General features: G+C 66.2%; 16 protein-coding genes. 7 read left to right on the top strand and 9 right to left on the bottom strand.

Annotated features, from left to right (window positions below; all coding sequences use genetic code 11):
• Positions 1 to 145 precede the first annotated feature (145 nt).
• Positions 146 to 3,748, top strand: a complete 3,603-nt coding sequence (locus PST29_RS12905; RefSeq protein ID WP_060843299.1) for a transporter substrate-binding domain-containing protein — start codon at positions 146 to 148, stop codon at positions 3,746 to 3,748.
• A gap of 51 nt (positions 3,749 to 3,799) precedes the next feature.
• On the opposite strand, the gene PST29_RS12900 is transcribed toward PST29_RS12905, so the two are convergent.
• Positions 3,800 to 4,549 carry an ArsR/SmtB family transcription factor gene (locus PST29_RS12900; protein WP_060838831.1) on the bottom strand — a complete coding sequence of 250 codons (750 nt, stop codon included), beginning with the start codon at positions 4,547 to 4,549 and terminating at the stop codon, positions 3,800 to 3,802.
• Between the two features lie 81 nt (positions 4,550 to 4,630).
• Between PST29_RS12900 and PST29_RS12895 the strand changes: the two genes are divergently transcribed.
• Positions 4,631 to 5,797 carry an oxidoreductase gene (locus tag PST29_RS12895; RefSeq protein WP_060843298.1) on the top strand — a complete coding sequence of 389 codons (1,167 nt, stop codon included), beginning with the start codon at positions 4,631 to 4,633 and terminating at the stop codon, positions 5,795 to 5,797.
• A gap of 50 nt (positions 5,798 to 5,847) precedes the next feature.
• Positions 5,848 to 6,342, top strand: a complete 495-nt coding sequence (locus PST29_RS12890; protein WP_060843297.1) for a DUF1543 domain-containing protein — start codon at positions 5,848 to 5,850, stop codon at positions 6,340 to 6,342.
• 2 nt (positions 6,343 to 6,344) lie between these two features.
• Here PST29_RS12890 and PST29_RS12885 read toward each other — a convergent pair whose 3' ends face one another.
• Complete coding sequence (locus PST29_RS12885) at positions 6,345 to 7,304, bottom strand: LysR substrate-binding domain-containing protein (RefSeq protein ID WP_148655002.1); 960 nt, start codon at positions 7,302 to 7,304, stop codon at positions 6,345 to 6,347.
• Positions 7,305 to 7,466: 162 nt separating this feature from the next.
• On the opposite strand from PST29_RS12885, the gene PST29_RS12880 reads away from it, so the two are divergent.
• On the top strand, positions 7,467 to 8,048 hold the full coding sequence (locus PST29_RS12880) for a LysE family translocator (RefSeq protein WP_060845108.1): 582 nt from the start codon (positions 7,467 to 7,469) through the stop codon (positions 8,046 to 8,048).
• Here PST29_RS12880 and PST29_RS32405 read toward each other — a convergent pair.
• Positions 7,947 to 8,393, bottom strand: a complete 447-nt coding sequence (locus PST29_RS32405) for a hypothetical protein (RefSeq protein WP_442966401.1) — start codon at positions 8,391 to 8,393, stop codon at positions 7,947 to 7,949. The genes PST29_RS12880 and PST29_RS32405 overlap by 102 nt on opposite strands.
• A gap of 92 nt (positions 8,394 to 8,485) precedes the next feature.
• Here PST29_RS32405 and PST29_RS12870 point away from each other — a divergent pair, with 92 nt between their 5' ends.
• Entirely contained in the window at positions 8,486 to 9,508 is a 1,023-nt protein-coding gene (locus PST29_RS12870) for a sensor domain-containing diguanylate cyclase (RefSeq protein ID WP_060843295.1), read from the top strand.
• A 16-nt stretch (positions 9,509 to 9,524) separates the two neighbouring features.
• On the opposite strand, the gene PST29_RS12865 is transcribed toward PST29_RS12870, so the two are convergent.
• The 4 genes from PST29_RS12865 to PST29_RS12850 all read right to left on the bottom strand — a co-directional run bounded on the left by PST29_RS12865 (position 9,525) and on the right by PST29_RS12850 (position 11,243).
• On the bottom strand, positions 9,525 to 9,989 hold the full coding sequence (locus PST29_RS12865; RefSeq protein WP_060843294.1) for an NUDIX hydrolase: 465 nt from the start codon (positions 9,987 to 9,989) through the stop codon (positions 9,525 to 9,527).
• Positions 9,979 to 10,317 carry an FKBP-type peptidyl-prolyl cis-trans isomerase gene (locus PST29_RS12860; protein WP_060843293.1) on the bottom strand — a complete coding sequence of 113 codons (339 nt, stop codon included), beginning with the start codon at positions 10,315 to 10,317 and terminating at the stop codon, positions 9,979 to 9,981. Before PST29_RS12860 ends, PST29_RS12865 begins: the two co-directional genes overlap by 11 nt.
• A gap of 76 nt (positions 10,318 to 10,393) precedes the next feature.
• A complete protein-coding gene (locus PST29_RS12855; protein ID WP_060838823.1) occupies positions 10,394 to 10,801 on the bottom strand; it encodes an Imm10 family immunity protein in 408 nt (135 codons plus the stop codon).
• A gap of 22 nt (positions 10,802 to 10,823) precedes the next feature.
• Positions 10,824 to 11,243: a DUF4265 domain-containing protein gene (locus PST29_RS12850; protein WP_232513237.1), complete on the bottom strand. Its 420-nt coding sequence runs from the start codon at positions 11,241 to 11,243 to the stop codon at positions 10,824 to 10,826.
• Positions 11,244 to 11,442: 199 nt separating this feature from the next.
• Between PST29_RS12850 and PST29_RS12845 the strand changes: the two genes are divergently transcribed.
• Together PST29_RS12845 and PST29_RS12840 are read left to right on the top strand one after the other, a co-directional pair.
• On the top strand, positions 11,443 to 12,042 hold the full coding sequence (locus PST29_RS12845) for a LemA family protein (RefSeq protein ID WP_060838821.1): 600 nt from the start codon (positions 11,443 to 11,445) through the stop codon (positions 12,040 to 12,042).
• 27 nt (positions 12,043 to 12,069) lie between these two features.
• Positions 12,070 to 13,080 (top strand): M48 family metallopeptidase, encoded by a 1,011-nt coding sequence (locus tag PST29_RS12840; protein WP_060843291.1) that lies wholly within the window; start codon positions 12,070 to 12,072, stop codon positions 13,078 to 13,080.
• Positions 13,081 to 13,085: 5 nt separating this feature from the next.
• On the opposite strand, the gene PST29_RS12835 is transcribed toward PST29_RS12840, so the two are convergent.
• Together PST29_RS12835 and PST29_RS12830 are read right to left on the bottom strand one after the other, a co-directional pair.
• On the bottom strand, positions 13,086 to 14,339 hold the full coding sequence (locus tag PST29_RS12835; RefSeq protein WP_060845107.1) for an OprD family porin: 1,254 nt from the start codon (positions 14,337 to 14,339) through the stop codon (positions 13,086 to 13,088).
• Between the two features lie 91 nt (positions 14,340 to 14,430).
• Positions 14,431 to 15,735 (bottom strand): CitMHS family transporter, encoded by a 1,305-nt coding sequence (locus tag PST29_RS12830; RefSeq protein ID WP_041117598.1) that lies wholly within the window; start codon positions 15,733 to 15,735, stop codon positions 14,431 to 14,433.
• Between the last annotated feature and the right edge of the window lie 133 nt (positions 15,736 to 15,868).

The following is a 15,868-nucleotide window of genomic DNA, read 5'->3' as shown; positions in this document are numbered from 1 at the left end:
ACCCGGGAAAATAGCCGCGTTTGCCGCCGTTCCTTGATCTATATTTACGTCCAGCATTGGCGCTCAGCTGTTGTCCGGCTGATGACGCAGCCTGCCGCTTCCCTCTTCGATCCACCCTTGTGCCGTTCCTCGATCAGGAGCCCCGATGCTTCGTTTTATCCTGCCCATGCTGATGGCGCTGACATGCCTGCCGGCCATGAGCGACACCACGCCCCTTTTGCAGTTGCTCAATTATGAATCCCCCCATCACCACCCACTGTCCCTGACCAGCGATGACTGGCAATGGCTGCGCAACAAGCGCGAACTGGTGCTGGGCACCGCGCAGCAAAACCTGCCGCCTTTGGAAATGGTCAACGAAGCCAAGGAGTACGAAGGCGTTACCGCCGACTACATCGGCCTGCTGGCCGACGCTCTGGGGGTGAAGATCAGCATCCGCGCCTATGAAACCCGCGAGCAGGTGTTCAATGCCCTGGCCAGGGGCGAGATCGACTTGATGGGCAGCGTCACCCAGGACGAGGCGCGGCAACGGCAACTGCTGCTCAGCCAGAGCTATCTGGTCAATCGCCCGACCCTGGTCGCCCGCCAAGGCGACTCGCCGTCGCTCAAGGGCGGCTTGCAGGGACGCCGCCTGGCCATCTCCCAGGACACCATCAGCCTGCCCTCGGCCCAGGCGATGTACCCCCAGGCGCGGATCGAAACCTATGGCACTGCGGATGCGGCCATGGCCGCCGTGGCCTTCGGCGATGCCGACGTGCTGCTCAGCGATGCCGTCTCGGCGCAGTTCCTGATCTCGCGCAACTACAGCGACTACCTGCGGATCATCTACAGCGGCCCGGCCAGCATCTCCGGCTTCGCCTTCGCGGTGAACCCGGATAACCGGCAACTGCAGCATTTGCTCGACGCCGCCCTGCGCGCGATCCACAGGGAGCAGGACATCAGCATCCGCAATCGCTGGGGCGACCGCCTGCTGCTGAGCATGGAAAAAACCAGCCTCACCCCCGAGGAACAGCGCTGGATCGAAAAGAACCCGGTGGTGCGCATCGGCATCCACCGCTATCTGCCGCCGATGTCCTACTTCGACGCCGACGGCAATTACCTGGGGATTACCGCCGACCTGCTGGCGATGCTGGAGGCCAAGACCGGGCTGACCTTCGAAATCACCACGCTGCCCAGCTTCAAGGACCTCAACGACGCCGTGCGCGAGGGCCGGGTGCAGATGGTCGCCGATCGGGCCCGCAACCCCGAACGCGAAACCTACCTGCGGTTCTCCCGCCCCTACCTGGTCGGGCCCTACATGCTGATCACCCGCGACGCCGCCGACGCGCCGAAAAGCCTGGAAGACATGGCCGGCAAGACCCTGCTGATCGGCAGCGGTCACGCCCTGGTGGCCCTGCTGCGCCAGCGCTACCCACAGATCCGCATCAAGGAAGTGCAGACCAACTTCGAAGCCCTGTCCCTGCTTCGGGACCACAAGGCCGACGCCGCCGTGCAGGCGGAAATCGCCGTCAGCTTCAACCTGCCGCGAATCAGGGAAGACCAGCTCAAGGTCCGCTCGGCCCTCAACCTGCCCCTGCTCAACGAGTCCCTTGCGGTGCGCCGCGACCAGCCGGAACTGTTCAGCATCATCGACAAGTCCCTGCGCAGCATTTCTCCGGACGCCATCACCGAGCTCAACAATCGCTGGCGCTCCAAGGCGGCCGTCGCGCCCCCTTCCTGGCGCGACTATCGCTCGACTCTCTACCTGGCCGGCGCCGCGTCGATCGTGCTGCTGCTGATTGCCCTGGCCTGGGGCTACGCCATGCGCCGCCAGGTCAGCCAGCGCGAACGGGCCGAGCATGCCCTCAACGACCAGTTGCGCTTCATGGACGCGCTGATCAACGGCACGCCCAACCCGATCTACGTGCGCGACCGCGAGCGGCGCCTGGTGATCTGCAACGACAGCTACCTCAAGACCATGGGCACCGATCGCCAGAGCGTGCTGGGCAGCAACCTCGAACAGCTGGCGGTGCCCGAGGCCGGGCTGTTCGCCACCGACTTCCAGAGCATCCTCGATGGCGGCCCGCCGCTGCTGATCGACCGCACAGTGCACATCCGCGGCCAGCAGATGCAGATCTACCACTGGATGCTGCCCTACCGCGATGCCCAGGGCGAAATCCTCGGCATCATCGGCGGCTGGCTGGACATCAGCGAACGCCAGCAACTGTTGAGTGAACTGACCCAGGCCAAGAACGACGCCGACAAGGCCAACCGGGCCAAGACCACCTTCCTGGCCACCATGAGCCACGAGATCCGCACCCCCATGAGCGCGGTGATCGGCATGCTCGAACTGGCCCTCAAGCGCGCCGACCAGGGGCAGCTCGACCGCCCTTCGATCGAGGTGGCCTACAGTTCGGCCCTGGGCCTGCTGGAACTGATCGGCGACATCCTGGACATCGCCCGGATCGAAAGCGGGCGCCTGAGCCTGAGCCCCGAGCGGGCCAGTCTGCGGGACCTGGTGGAATCGGTGTTCCGGGTCTTCGATGGCCTGGCCCGACAGAAGGGCCTGCGCCTGGAACTGGACCTGGACGGCGGCGCCAGCGGCGACGTGCTGGTCGACCCGCTGCGCTTCAAGCAGATCCTCTCGAACCTGGTGAGCAACGCCATCAAGTTCACCGAGCGCGGCACCGTGCAGATCCGCCTGCAGGCCGAGCGCGACGACCCGCAGACCCTGCCCCTGCTGCTGACGGTCCGGGACACCGGCATCGGCATCGAACCCGAGGACCAGCAACTGCTGTTCCAGCCCTTCAGCCAGGTGCCCGGACAGCATCAGAACGCCCGTTCGGGCACCGGCCTGGGGCTGGTGATCTGCCGCACCCTGTGCGAGATGATGGGCGGCCAGTTGAGCCTGCAAAGCCAGCCTGGGGTCGGCACCCTGGCCCGGGTCCAGCTGCAGTTGAGCCGACTCGAGCCGCTGCCGGATACCCCGCCGCCGCTGACGCCGGACACCCAGCCGCTGGCCGCCAGGGCCGCGCTGCACATCCTGGTGGTGGACGACAGCCAGGCCAACCGCCAACTGCTCTGCGAACAACTGCGCTTTCTCGACTACAGCCTGAGCCAGGCGCAAAACGGCGCCGACGCCTACAAGCTGTGGCTGCGGGAAACCTTCGATGTGGTGATCACCGACTGCAACATGCCGGTGATGAACGGCTACGACCTGACCCGGCAGATTCGCCTTGCCGAGCAGATCCAGGGACGGCCGCCGGTGCAGATCTTCGGATTCACCGCCAATGTCCAACCCGAAGAACAGCAACGCTGCCTGGACGCCGGCATGAACGGCTGCATCTTCAAGCCCATCGCCCTGCCCGAACTGGATCGGCGCCTGCGCCAGTTGCAGGCCCTGCCGCGCACCCAGCTGAAAAGTACCAGCCAGCGTTTCGACATCCAGCAACTGGACCACCTCACCGGCGGCAACCCCGCCTCCATCCAGCGAGTGCTCAAGGGCCTGCAGCAGAGCAACCGGCAGGACCTGAAACAGATCCGCGAACAGCTCGCCGGTTCCGACAGCAAGGGAGTGGCCGATCTGGCCCACCGCATCCATGGCGCGGCGCGGATCATCAAGGCCCAGGCCCTGATCGATGAATGCGAGTACCTGGAAAAGGCCTGCCGCGAAGGCGCCAATGCCGATCAGATCAAGGCGGCCTTGACGCGCTTGGAGCAGGCCATGCTCGGGCTCGACGGCGACCTGGTGGAGGCCCTGGAACCCGATTGAACGGCCCATGCGGCGCCCGGGCGAGCCCCGGCCGCCGCATCCTCATGGGGCTCAGCCCCCCAGTTGCTGCAGCTCCCGGCTGGCCGAGGCCGACAGAGGCCGCGACGGCTGGATCAACGGCATGCCAAAACGCTTGCTGATGTAGCGCCCGCCGGTGCCGGTCAGGGTCAGGGCACGGCTGTCCAGGTCGCGGATCAGCCATTTGCGCTCCAGCAATACCCGCAGCACGGCAGCGCCCAGGGCGCCCCCCAGGTGCGGGCGGCGCATGCTCCAGTCCAGGCACGAGCAGGCAACGCGCCGACGCAGGGCGCGAAGCTCGGCCACCTCGATGCCCAGGCCGCGGAAGAACTCGACGCCGCTGTCGCTGACCTGGTACTCCTCGCCCTCCCCGGCCGCCAGCAACCAGCCGGCTTCGAGCATCCGGTCGTGCAACTGCACCCCCAGGGTGCCCGCCAGGTGGTCGTAGCAGGTGCGGGCGAACTGCAGGCGGTCCGGGGTCCGTGGGGTGAAGGTGCTGCCCTGGCCGATCACCATCAGCGCCTCCAGGGCCTGGGCCACCAGGGGATCGCCGAGGTCGTAGTATCGGTGCCGCCCCTGGACCTGCACCCGCAGCAAACCGGCGTCCTTGAGCTTGGCCAGGTGGGCGCTGGCGGTGGAGGTACTGACCTGGGCGATTGCCGCCAGTTCGGTGCTGGTGCGGGCGTGGCCGTCCATCAGGGCACAGAGCATCCGGGTCCGGGCCGGCTCGGCGATGGCCGCCGCCACGTTGGATAGCCCAAGGTCGTTCTGCACTACATTCATATTTCGCTCCATGACGAATCGTGTCTTCGAAAGGCAGAGGATAGTAGCAACCTGGATATCTGCCCAACAAAGAGAAAAATCATGGACCCGATCAGCGCCGCTACCCATTTCGACCCCTACGACTTTTACTACGCCCGCCTGCGTGCCCGGGGCGGCCTGACCTACGATTCGGCCCTCGGACTGTGGGTGGCCAGCAGTGCCGCGGCGGTCGCCGCGGTGCTCAACCACCCGGCCTGCCGGGTCCGGCCGCTGCAGGAGCCGGTGCCCCGGGCCATCGCCGGACGGCCCGCCGGGCAAGTGTTTGCCCGCCTGATGCGCATGAACGACGGCCCGCGCCACGGCTGTCCGCGACAGGCCATGGCCCCTGGGCTGCAGGCACTGGGCGGGATCGACCTGATGCCCTGGCTGGCCCGATGGCGCCCGGCCCTTCGCGCCCCGCAGTGCGCCGCCGACCTGCAACGCTGGCAGTGGTGCCTGCCGGTGGCCCTGCTGGCAGCCCTGCTGGGGGTGCCCGCCGCGCAATGCGAAGAACTGGCCCGACGCACCGGCGAGTTCGTCGCCTGCTTCTCGCCCCTGAGCACGGAACCACAGTTGCAGGTCGCCGACTCGGCGGCGCAAGCCTTGCTCCGACAGATGCAGGCCGTGCTCGACAACCCGCAATCCGGCCCGCTGCTGAGAACGATCCTTGAGCGCAGCAACGGGCTGGCCCCCGAGGACCTGCAGGCCAACCTGGTGGGCCTGCTGGCGCAAACCCACGACGCCTGCGCCGGGCTGCTCGGCAACAGCCTGCTGGCCTTGCTGGCGGACCCGGCCCTGGCCCGGCGCCTGCAGCACGATCCCCGGCAGTTGCAGGACTGGCTACTGCAACTGCAGCGCCTGGACCCGCCGGTGCAGAACACCCGCCGCTTCGTGGCCGAGCCTTGCACCCTGCTCGGTGTCGACCTGCAAGCCGGGGATAGCGTGCTGGTGCTGCTGGCCGCGGCCAACCACGACCCGGCCCTGTGCGCGATCACCGGCAGCGATCCGGCGCAGCAGGGCTTCAGCTTCGGCGCCGGCGCCCACCGCTGCCCGGGGCGGGACCTGGCCTTGAACATCGTCCACAGCCTGCTGCGCACCCTGCTGCAACCACCGGGCCTGGACGCGCTGGCCCTGCAGTGGCAATACCGGGCCTCGGTCAATGGCCGCCTGCCCCAGTTCAGCGACGCACCGGGCAGCCGGCCAATGGACTGGCAGCCAGCGGACGCTTGAGGTAAAAAGTGCCCCCTCTGCCGACGCCGCTATTGGAAAAAGGAAGGATCATGCTGTTTGTGGTGATGCTCGGGGGCAAGCACCCCAAAGCGACAATCGAAGTCCACGACGTCCAATTCGTGGTCGCCGACCGCCTTGAGTCGGCCTACGCGCAACTGCGCGAGGCCTGGTTCGGCAGCCCGGCGGGCCTGCATATCGATTCGTGGATGCAGGTCGACGGCGTCGAGGAATACAAGGTCGAGTTCAGCCCCCTGGCCCCCGGGCCGGGCGCGCCGCGCCTGTACTTCCTCAACCTGGGCGGCTACGAGGCGGCAACCTTCGGCGAGGCCCACCTCTACCTGCTGGTGGTGGCCAGAGACAAGACCGAAGCCAAGGCCAAGGGCAAGCGGCAGATGCTGGCCCACTGGCACAAATCCCACACCGACGCCCTACTCGACGTCGACGACTGCCTGCCGATCGACCTGCTGCAAGGGCGCTATGTGCACCTGGTGCCAGGACCGCACCAGGGCATCGAACAACGCAACGACTACATCATCCTCAACTGACGTCATGCCGGCCGGTCAGCGCTGCCCGGGGCCCGGTAGTGCACGCCTAGATCGCTGATATCCGTGACCTGGCTCAGCAGGAATGTGCGCAACCGGGCAATGCGCTCCTGGCTCGGGCTGTCGCGCAGCCACACCAGGTAGTAGCCGTCTCCTGACGCCACCGCGCTGGGGAACGGCAGACTGATCCGCCCGCCGCGTATGTCCTGCGCCACCAGGTGCAGGTCACCGATCGACAGACCGTGCCCGGCCATGGCGGCGCTGATCGCCTGGTCCAGGGTGTCGAAGACCGTGCCGCGCTCCAGCCGCAGCGGCTCCAGCAGTGCCCGCTCCTCAAGCGCCTGGGCCTGCAGCCAGCGGCGCCAGTCGCGGCGGTCCGCCGACGGGTGGATCAGCTCCGCGTCCCTGAGCCGCTCAAGAGGCCAGGGCGCGCCGTCCGCAGCCTGCGGCGGGCCGATGGGAATCAGCCACTCATCGAACAGCTTGCAGGCCTCGACCCCGTCGCCGAAGTGGCCGTTGCCCAGCAGAATCGCGCAGTCGTAGGGCTCGGCGTAGAAGTCCACGTGATCGAAATCCATCCACACACTGGCCAGTTGCACCGCCAGCTCCGGCTGCTCGCCCTTGAGCGTCTGCAGAACCCGCAGCAGCCAGCGCATGGTCAGGGTCGAGGGCGCCTTGAGACGCAACTGGCCGCGGCTGGCCCGCAGCGGCAGGCAGGCATCCTCGATGATCCGGAAACCGACCTTGAGCTCCCGCGCCAGGCGCTCCCCGGCCTCGGTGAGCTGCAGCCGCGGGCCGTGGCGCTGGAACAGACGGCAACCGAACTGGCTTTCCAGGGTACGGATATGCCGGCTGATGGCGCTCTGGGTCAGGGACAGCGCCTCGGCGGCACGGGTGAAGGAGCAGGAACGGGCGGCCACTTCAAAGGCACGCAAGGCGTAGAGCGGCGGCAGGGGCTCGACCATCGACAGGCACTCATGATGATAAAAAATCATAGTAGCTCACAGCTTTTTGCGTTTTTCAACGCCGGGCAAAGGCGCCAAGCTGCGCGCTCTCGAATTGAGCAGGAGGCCTGCACCGTGGATCTTAACCTGTCGTTATTGTTGGCCTATGCCCTCAGCGTGCTGATGCTGGTGGCCACCCCGGGACCGGTGGTGGCGCTGATTGTCACCACCAGCCTGCATGCCGGACCGCGACAGGCGCTGCTCACCGCCCTGGGCACCCATGCCGCCTCATTGCTCCTGGCGCTGCTGGCGGTGCTGATGCTGACCACCGGCCTGGCGCTGGATCCGCGCCTGATCAGCGGGTTCAGCCTGCTGGGTTGCGGCTTTATCGGTTGGCTGGCGTTGCAAGGCCTGCGGGAGGCCGCAGGCCCGCAAACCGCAGCGGCCACAACGCCGACCGCCCCGGGCCGGCGCGGCCTGGCCAATGGGTTCCTGCTGGGCATCAGCAACCCCAAGGACATCATTTTCTTTGTCTCGTTCTTCCCCCAGTTCATCCAGGTCAGTCGCTCCTTCGAGCGCAGCGCGCTGCTGCTGACGCTGGTCTGGGTGGTGATCGACTTTGCCGTGCTGGGGGCCTATATCCTGATGGCGCGCCAGGGGTTCTCACTCAAGTACAAGCGCCAGGTGACCGGCCTGTCGAGCCTGATGCTGCTGGCGGTGGCCGTGGTGGGGCTGGTGTATTCGGTGCTGGAACTGTACCGCTGAGGCGCCCGGCCCGCGGCCTCGGAGGCTGCGCAGTTCGAAGGGCAAGTGCGCCAGCCCGGGCACCGCGGCCAGGCGTTCATCACGGGTGTCGAGCAACACCGCCGCGCTGGAGTTGATCAGCGCATGGGACCTGCGGGCAATCAGCAGCGCGCCGATCATTCCCATCAGCGGGTCGAGCCAGACCCAGCCCCGGTAGCGCCCGCCCAGCAGCGCGACAATGGCCAGCACCGAGGTCAGGGCCTCGGCAAAGGCCACCGTGGTGGGCTGCAACAGCCGCACCAGCGACTCGCCAGCAATCCCCAGGGTTGCCCCCCCCCCGGCAGCCGCCGCATGAGCGGACGCCACAGAAAAAACTGCTCTGCAGCCGATAGCGTGGATTAACATAGCCCCGTGCCATCAACCCTCAGGACTCCCCCTTCCATGCTGTCCAGAATCTCATGATTGCTGTCTGGTCCCTGCTGTGCCTGACCCTGTTGCTGGCCCTGCTGACGCTGTGGTTGCTGCGCCGTGAGCGCCGCGCCCAGGCCCAGTTGCGGGCCTATCGCCAACGGGTCGAGGGCCTGCCCGACGATGCCGAGCGCTTCAAGCGCAGCCAGTACTTCGCACGCATCGGCACCTGGGACTGGGAAGTCGACACCCAGCGCCTGTACTGGTCGGAAGCCATCTACGGCATGTTCGGCTTCAAGGTCGGCGAAGTGGTGCCCTCCTACGAACTGTTCTGCTCCTGTGTGCACCCCGAGGACCGGGAACGGGTGCGCGCCGGCGAATTGCGCTGCCTGGAAACCGGCGAGAACCATGACGAGGAATACCGCGTGGTGTGGCCCGACGGCAGCATCCACTGGCTGCGCGAGACCGGCAACGTGGTGAAGAACGTGCACGACACCACCATCAAGATGCTCGGCGTGGTGCGCGACATCACCGATGAAAAGGTTTCCACCCGCCAACTGCAGCAGCTGGCCCACTTCGATCCGCTGACCGGCCTGCCCAATCGCCTGATGCTCGAACAGCGCCTGTCCCGGGCCCTGGAACAGGCGCGGCACAATCAGACCCGGGTGGCCCTGGTGTTCGTCGACCTCAATGGTTTCAAGGCCATCAACGACCAGTACGGCCACGCCGCCGGGGACCGGGTGCTGAGCGCCACGGCCCAGCGCCTGCAAGGCATCCTGCGCAGCAGCGACACCGTGGCGCGGATCGGCGGTGACGAATTCGTGGTGATTCTGGAGGGACTGTCCCCGGGGCTCGACCTGACGGAAGAAGCCCGACGCATCGGCGAAAAGATCTTCAGCCAGCTATCGCCCCCGGTGGAGGTGGACAGCCAGCGCCACAGCATCGGCAGCAGCCTGGGGGTGGCGGTGTTTCCCGACCATGCCGGGCGCATGGACCAGTTGCTGCACATCGCCGACCTGGCGATGTACGAAGCCAAGCGCAGCGGCAACAACCAGTACCGCCTGGGGCAGTGATACCCACACGCCCGGCCTAGGCGTCACCACCCGCGCCGAGCAGGCGCTCGCGCAAAAACACCAGGGCCGCCTGGAACAGCGGGTGCCATTGGGCCGACGGCGGGCTGGCCAGGGGGTGCCAGAAGAATTCGAAGTGATGGCCGCCGTCATCCGCGGTGAAGTGAGTCCAGCTCTCGGGCAGCGGCGCCGGCACCCGGCACTCATGGAAAGCCCACACCTGGCCGGCAAACCCCGAGTGCCAGAGGCCGAGAAAACGGCTTTCCTCGGCCTCGACGCCCGCTTCTTCCGCCAGCTCGCGGACCGCCGCAGCTGCCGTCGACTCTCCCGCCTCCACCGTGCCCTTGACCAGTTGCAGGCCGGCCAGCGGATGGCGAAAGGCCAAGACCTCAAGCTCGGTGGTGTAGCGCAGCAGCACCGGGCAAGCCTTGTTGGCGGGTGTCGAGGCTGCGGCTGAGGTGTGCGCCGGCCCCTCAGTCGTCACGGGTCAGCACTTCGAGCAACTCGATCTCGAAGATCAGGTTCGAGTTGGGCGGGATCGCGCCCATGCTGCGCTCGCCGTACCCCAGGTGCGCCGGCACCAGCAGCTTGCGCTTGCCGCCCACCTGCATGCCCATCAGGCCCTGGTCCCAGCCCTTGATCACCCGCCCGGTGCCGATCACGCACTGGAACGGCTTGCCGCGATCGTAGGAGGAATCGAAGCTGCTGCCGTCCTCCAGAAAGCCCCGGTACTGGGTGGTGATCAAAGCGCCCTTGACCACCGCCTTGCCGTCCCCCAGCTGGATATCGATCACCTGTAATTGGTCACTCATGCTTCACTCCCGTTCAAACATTGCCCCGACACGGGACTGCGGCGCGCTTTTTCGCAGAATTGCCGCGCCTTGGCAATCACTGCGGCGCCCCCGGCCCGGGCTGCAGCTGAATGCGCGTGTCGGTGCCGAGCAGCATTTCGCCGAGCGCCGCCCGGACCTCCTCGACGCTGGCCAGCCCGGCGTCCCAGCTGATGTCCAGGCCGGGCAGGCCCCGGCACCAGTCCAGGGTGCTGGAGAACTGCAGGGTCAAGCGCCCCGGGGCCAATTGCAGCTGCTCGATGCCGCCATAGCCGGCCACGCCCTGCCCGCCCAGCTCGACGTAATAGGTGTCCATGCCCAGTTGCCGATCCTGCTCGTCGAAGCATTCGGCACGCTGCAACAGCAGGTAGTGCTCGGGCTGCTGCCCATCGTCGGCAAAACCCAGGATCTGCACGTCGTCCTCGGTATAGGCACTGTAGGTGTTGGCATGAAATTTCAAGTTCATCGGTCCTTGTTCCCTGGCGCGGTCACTGGCGCAACAGCCCGCTTTCATAATCCAGCCAATCCTGGTCAACGCACGCCTGCAGGTACTCCAGCACGCTGTCCAACGGCACCGAGGCCGGTACGTTGACCGCGAAGAAGGCCTGGCTCATGCCCTCCCAGCGACAACCCAGGGCGTTGATCCGCTCCAGCACCTCCGGGATCCGCACCCGGCCGGCCTTGAAGAACACCACGCGCAGGGTGCTGTTGCCACTGCTGCGCCCCACCTGCCTGAACCATTTCAGGCCATCGGCCTCGACCTGGACGGCCACCTCGTCGTCATAACAGACGTCCTGGGAATAGAAAGGAAGATTGGCGATCCGGTACAGGCCGTCCGGCTGCTGCTCAGCCCAGACTCCTTCGCTGGCAACCGGTGGGTAATCGTCGACCACCGTCAACCTGAGCATGATCTTGTCCATCGCCTGTCCCTGGTTCATCGAATGAAAGGCGCCCCCTCGACCTTGAAGCCGGAGCGCCGCGCGCTTTTTCGCAGAATTGCCGACCCGGGGCAATCCCTGATTGGCTACTTGAGCAAAGCGCTGTCACGGCCCGGGACGTTTCCGTTACCATGGCCGCCCCCACGCCTCACCCCGATAAGGACATCCCATGGCCACCGCCGATATCGTCGCCCTGGTGCTGCTCGCCGTTCTGGCGCTGTACCTGGTCAGTCTCTACAACCGTCTGACGACCCGGCGCAATCGCCTGCGCAATGCCTTCGCCCAGATCGAAGTGCAGCTCAAGCGCCGCTACGACCTGATCCCCAACCTGCTGGAAACCGTCAAGGGCTACCTGCAGCACGAGCGCCAGACCCTGACCGCCCTGGCCGAGGCGCGCAACAGCGCCCGGGACAGCCTGCAAGCGGCCGCCGCGCAACCCGGCGACAGCGCGCGCATCGCCCGCCTGGGCCAGGACCAGGGTGCCCTGGACCAGGTCCTCGACCGCCTGCACCTGAGCCTGGAAGCCTACCCGGAACTCAAGGCCTCGCAGAACATGGCGCAGCTCAGCGAAGAACTGACCAGCACCGAGAACAAGGTCGCCTACGCGCGCCAGGCCTTCAACGACGCCGTGACCGACTACAACCTGTGCAAGCAGCAAGTGCCGGCGCTGTTTTTCGCCGGGCTGTTCGGCCATCGCGCCGATGCCGCGCTGCTGCAATTCGCCGACAGCGCGCAGATCCAGGACGCCAGCAAAGTGTCGTTCCAATAACCCCGCCGCCTGCCCCCGGAAGCTTGCATGAAGTTCTTTCAACACCAGGCCCGTGCCCGGCGCCACACCCTCAAACTGCTGTTGTTGATGACCCTGGCGGTGACCACCCTGGTCAGCCTCAGCAGCCTGGGGCTGGGCCTGTTATGGCGCGAGCTGAGCCAGGAGTACGGCCAGCCCAAGGTGCTGAACTGGGCCGTGGTCGCGGTCATAGCACTGCTTATGCTGCTGGTGGTGGTGCTGGGCAGTTGGTACAAGACCTGGCGCCTGCGGGCCGGCGGCAAGGTGATCGCCGAGCACCTGGGCGGACGCCTGATCAACGACTCGCCGCGGGGCAGCGAAGAACAGCGCCTGCTCAATATCGTCGAGGAAATGGCCCTGGCCTCCGGCGCCACCCTGCCGGCGGTGTATGTACTGCCGGAAGACGCGATCAATGCCTTCGCCGCCGGGCTGACCCCGGAGCAGGCGGTGCTGGGCATCACCCGTGGCGCCCTCGTCCATCTGGACCGCGACGAATTGCAGGGCTTGGTCGCCCATGAGTTCAGCCACATTTACAACGGCGACATGCGCCTCAACACCCGGCTGCTGGCGGTGATCCACGGCCTGCTGGTGTTCAGCCTGGCGGGCATCGCGGTGCTGCGCCAGGCTGAAAAGCAACACCTGGGCAACGACCGCCACCGCTTCTTCTGGCAGATCGTGTTTGCCGTGCTGGGCCTGGCCCTGCTGATTTTCGGCTCCCTGGGCAGCCTGCTGGGCAACCTGATCAAGGCCGCCATCTGCCGTCAGCGCGAGTTTCTCGCCGACGCCTCGGCGGTGCAGTTCACCCGCAACCCCCAGGGCATTGCCGGGGCCCTGAAAAAGATCGGCGGCAGCAGCGCCGGCTCACGCCTGCGAGCCTTCGCCGCCGCCCAGTACAGCCACCTGTATTTCCATCAGGGGGTGAAACTGCGCCTGGAACGCCTGTTCGCCACCCACCCGCCGCTGGCCGCGCGCATCCAGCGCCTGGATCCGCAGTGGGATGGGCGCTTCACGCCGCTGTAGATGCGCTACCAGAGGGCGATGTCGTAAGTGATGTAGAGGCGGTTGCTGTCGCGTCCACGGGAGTAGTCGGAGCGATACACGTAGTTGCGCAGCTTCACCCCCAGCCCCTTGAACGAGCCCTGCTGGAGCACGTAGGCCAGTTCGCTGTCGCGCTCCCACTCATCGACGCGGGTATTGGACTTGCCGTCATTGCCGCTCAGGTAGCGCGAGCTGAAGGTCAGGCCGGGGACACCCAGGCTGGCGAAGTTGTAGCCATAGCCGAGCATCCAGGTCTTCTCGCCCTCCTCGATGAACTTGCCGATGCCGGCGTTACTGAAGGAGTAGACCGTGGCGCCGCTGATATAGGGCAAGCCGGCATCACCACTCAGGCGCTGATAGCCGCCGCCCAGGGAATGCCCGGCAATCGCGTAGGTCAGCTGGCCGCTGAACATGCGGTTGGCGATCTTGCCGTCGAACGCCGCGCCTGAATCGGCGCTGCGGAAGTAGCGCAGATCGCTGGTCAAGGTCCCCTGCCCCAGCGCCAGGTCATGTTGCAGGCCGACAAAATCCTGCCGATAGAAGTTTTCGAGCTCGCCATGGAAATAGCTCAGGCGCAGGGTCTTGCTCCATTTGTATTCGCCCCCGCCGTAGCGGAAGTCCCCGGACTGGCCGCCGCTGTAGCCGTCGGGCACCAGCCCCACGCTGTCGGTGGAATCCCGCAGTTTGAAGCGCTGCAGATAACCGCCGGTCAAGCTCAGGCCGTCGATATCGGTGCTGGTGAGCTGGGTGCCCTGATAGGTCTGCGGCAACAGACGGGCATCGTTGTAGACCAGCACCGGGGTCTTGGGCAGCAAGGTGCCGTACTTGAGGGTGGTCTTGGCCAGCCGCACCTTGGCCGTGGCGCCGGCACTGGCAAATTCGCTCGCGGCGCGACCGTCGTCGTGCACCGGCAGCAGCCCCGTGCCACTGCGGCCCTTGCCGGAATCGAGCCGAACCCCCAGCAGCCCCAGGGCATCGACCCCGAACCCCAGGGTGCCCGGGGTGAATCCGGACTGATAGTCCAGCAGGAAGCCTTGAGCCCACTCGGTGCGCTCGCTCTTGGCCGTGCGCGCGGCCTTGGCGCTGAGGCCGTGTTCGTCGCGGAAGTTCTCGTTGAAATAGACGTTGCGCAGTTGCAGCTTGAGGCTGCTGTCGTCGATGAAGTCAGCGGCCTGGAGCCCGGCCACGGGTGGCAGGCTCAAGCAGGAAAATACCGTTGCGCGAATCAGCAAATGGCTCATGTCGTACTTCTCGTTGTTGTTATTCAAGGCGCAGTTCGCCAAGCGCCCCGCCAGCAGGCGCGCCCGGCTACAAAAGAGGGTTTCGAGGCAATCAGACGAACAGGGTCAGGGCCCCGGTCAGCAAGGCCAGGGCGGTAATGACCAGGGAAGTCAGCACGGCCCACTTCACCGTGGCTTTCTGGAAGTCGCCGATGTCGCGGTCCACCATGCCCACCAGCAGCAAGGTCGAGGCCACCAGCGGGCTCATCAGGTGCACCGGCTGACCGAGGATCGAGGCCCGGGCGATTTCCAGGGGAGAAATGCCATAGGCCGCCGCCGCGTTGGCCAGGATCGGCACCACGCCGAAGTAGTAGGCGTCGTTGGACAGGACGAAGGTCAACGGCATGCTGGTCAGCGCCACCACCAGCGGGAACAGGTGGCCCCAGGACGGCGGGATCCAGTCCACCAGGGTCTGTGCCAGGGCGTCGACCATCTTGGTGCCGGAGAAAATGCCAGCGAAGATCCCCGCGGCGAACACCAGCAGCACCACGGTCATGGCGTTGCCCGAGTGGGCGAGAATGCGCTCTTTCTGAATATCCAGCTGCGGGTAGTTGATCATCAAGGCCAGGACAAAACCGATCAGGAACAGCACCGCCGAGTGCATCAGGCCCAGCACCAGCGCGGTCATCACCGCCATCACCAGCAGCAGGTTGACGTAGGCCAGCTTGGGCCGCTTGTGCGGGGTGTCTTCGAGAATCGCCTTGATGTAGCAGTCGCCACCGCCGCTTTGCAGCTGGGTATTGCCGATGCGCTTGCGTTCGGCCCGGCCCAGCAGGTAGGCGGTGAACACCACCCAGGCGGCGCCACCGATCATGGTCGGCAGCAGCGGCACGAAGTACTCGCCGGCATCCAGGCCCAGGGCGGCGATGGCCCGCGTTGCCGGCCCACCCCAGGGGGTCATGCCGCTCATGATGCTCAAGGACAGCATGGAGATGGTGGCGAGGATCATCGGGTTCATGCCGATGCGCTTGTACAGCGGCAGCATGGCCGCGCAAGTGATCATGTAGGTGGTGGTGCCGTCACCGTCCAAGGCCACCACCAGCGACAGCAGCGCGGTGCCCATGGCGATCTTGGTCGGATCGCCATTGACCCGCTTGAGAATCTTGCGGATCAGCGGGTCGAACAGCCCCGAATCGATCATCAAGCCGAAGAACAGAATGGCGAACAGCAACAGCGCCGCCGACGGCGCGACCATTTTCAGGCCGTCGAGCATCATCTTGCCGGTGGTGCCGGCAAACCCGCCGAGCACCGCGAAGACGATGGGCACCAGCGTCAACGCCACGATGGGCGACAGGCGCTTGGTCATGATCAGGAAGGTGAAGACCACCACCATGGCGAGGCCGAGTAAAGCGAGCATAAGTCGATTCTCTTGTTTTTATGATGAGCGTGGCCGACGCGCGGGCGCACGGCCACCCGAGCACCGGACGCCCCGATCAAGGGCGCCAGGCACAGGTGTTGAGTCGGTACTTGGGGTGAAGCGGTGCGGCCTG

Origin of the sequence: Pseudomonas sp. St29, from assembly GCF_001547915.1 — a bacterium.
Taxonomy (GTDB): domain Bacteria; phylum Pseudomonadota; class Gammaproteobacteria; order Pseudomonadales; family Pseudomonadaceae; genus Aquipseudomonas.
The sequence above is the reverse complement of the archived record's forward strand: the minus strand, read 5'-3'. Positions and strand labels throughout refer to the sequence as shown.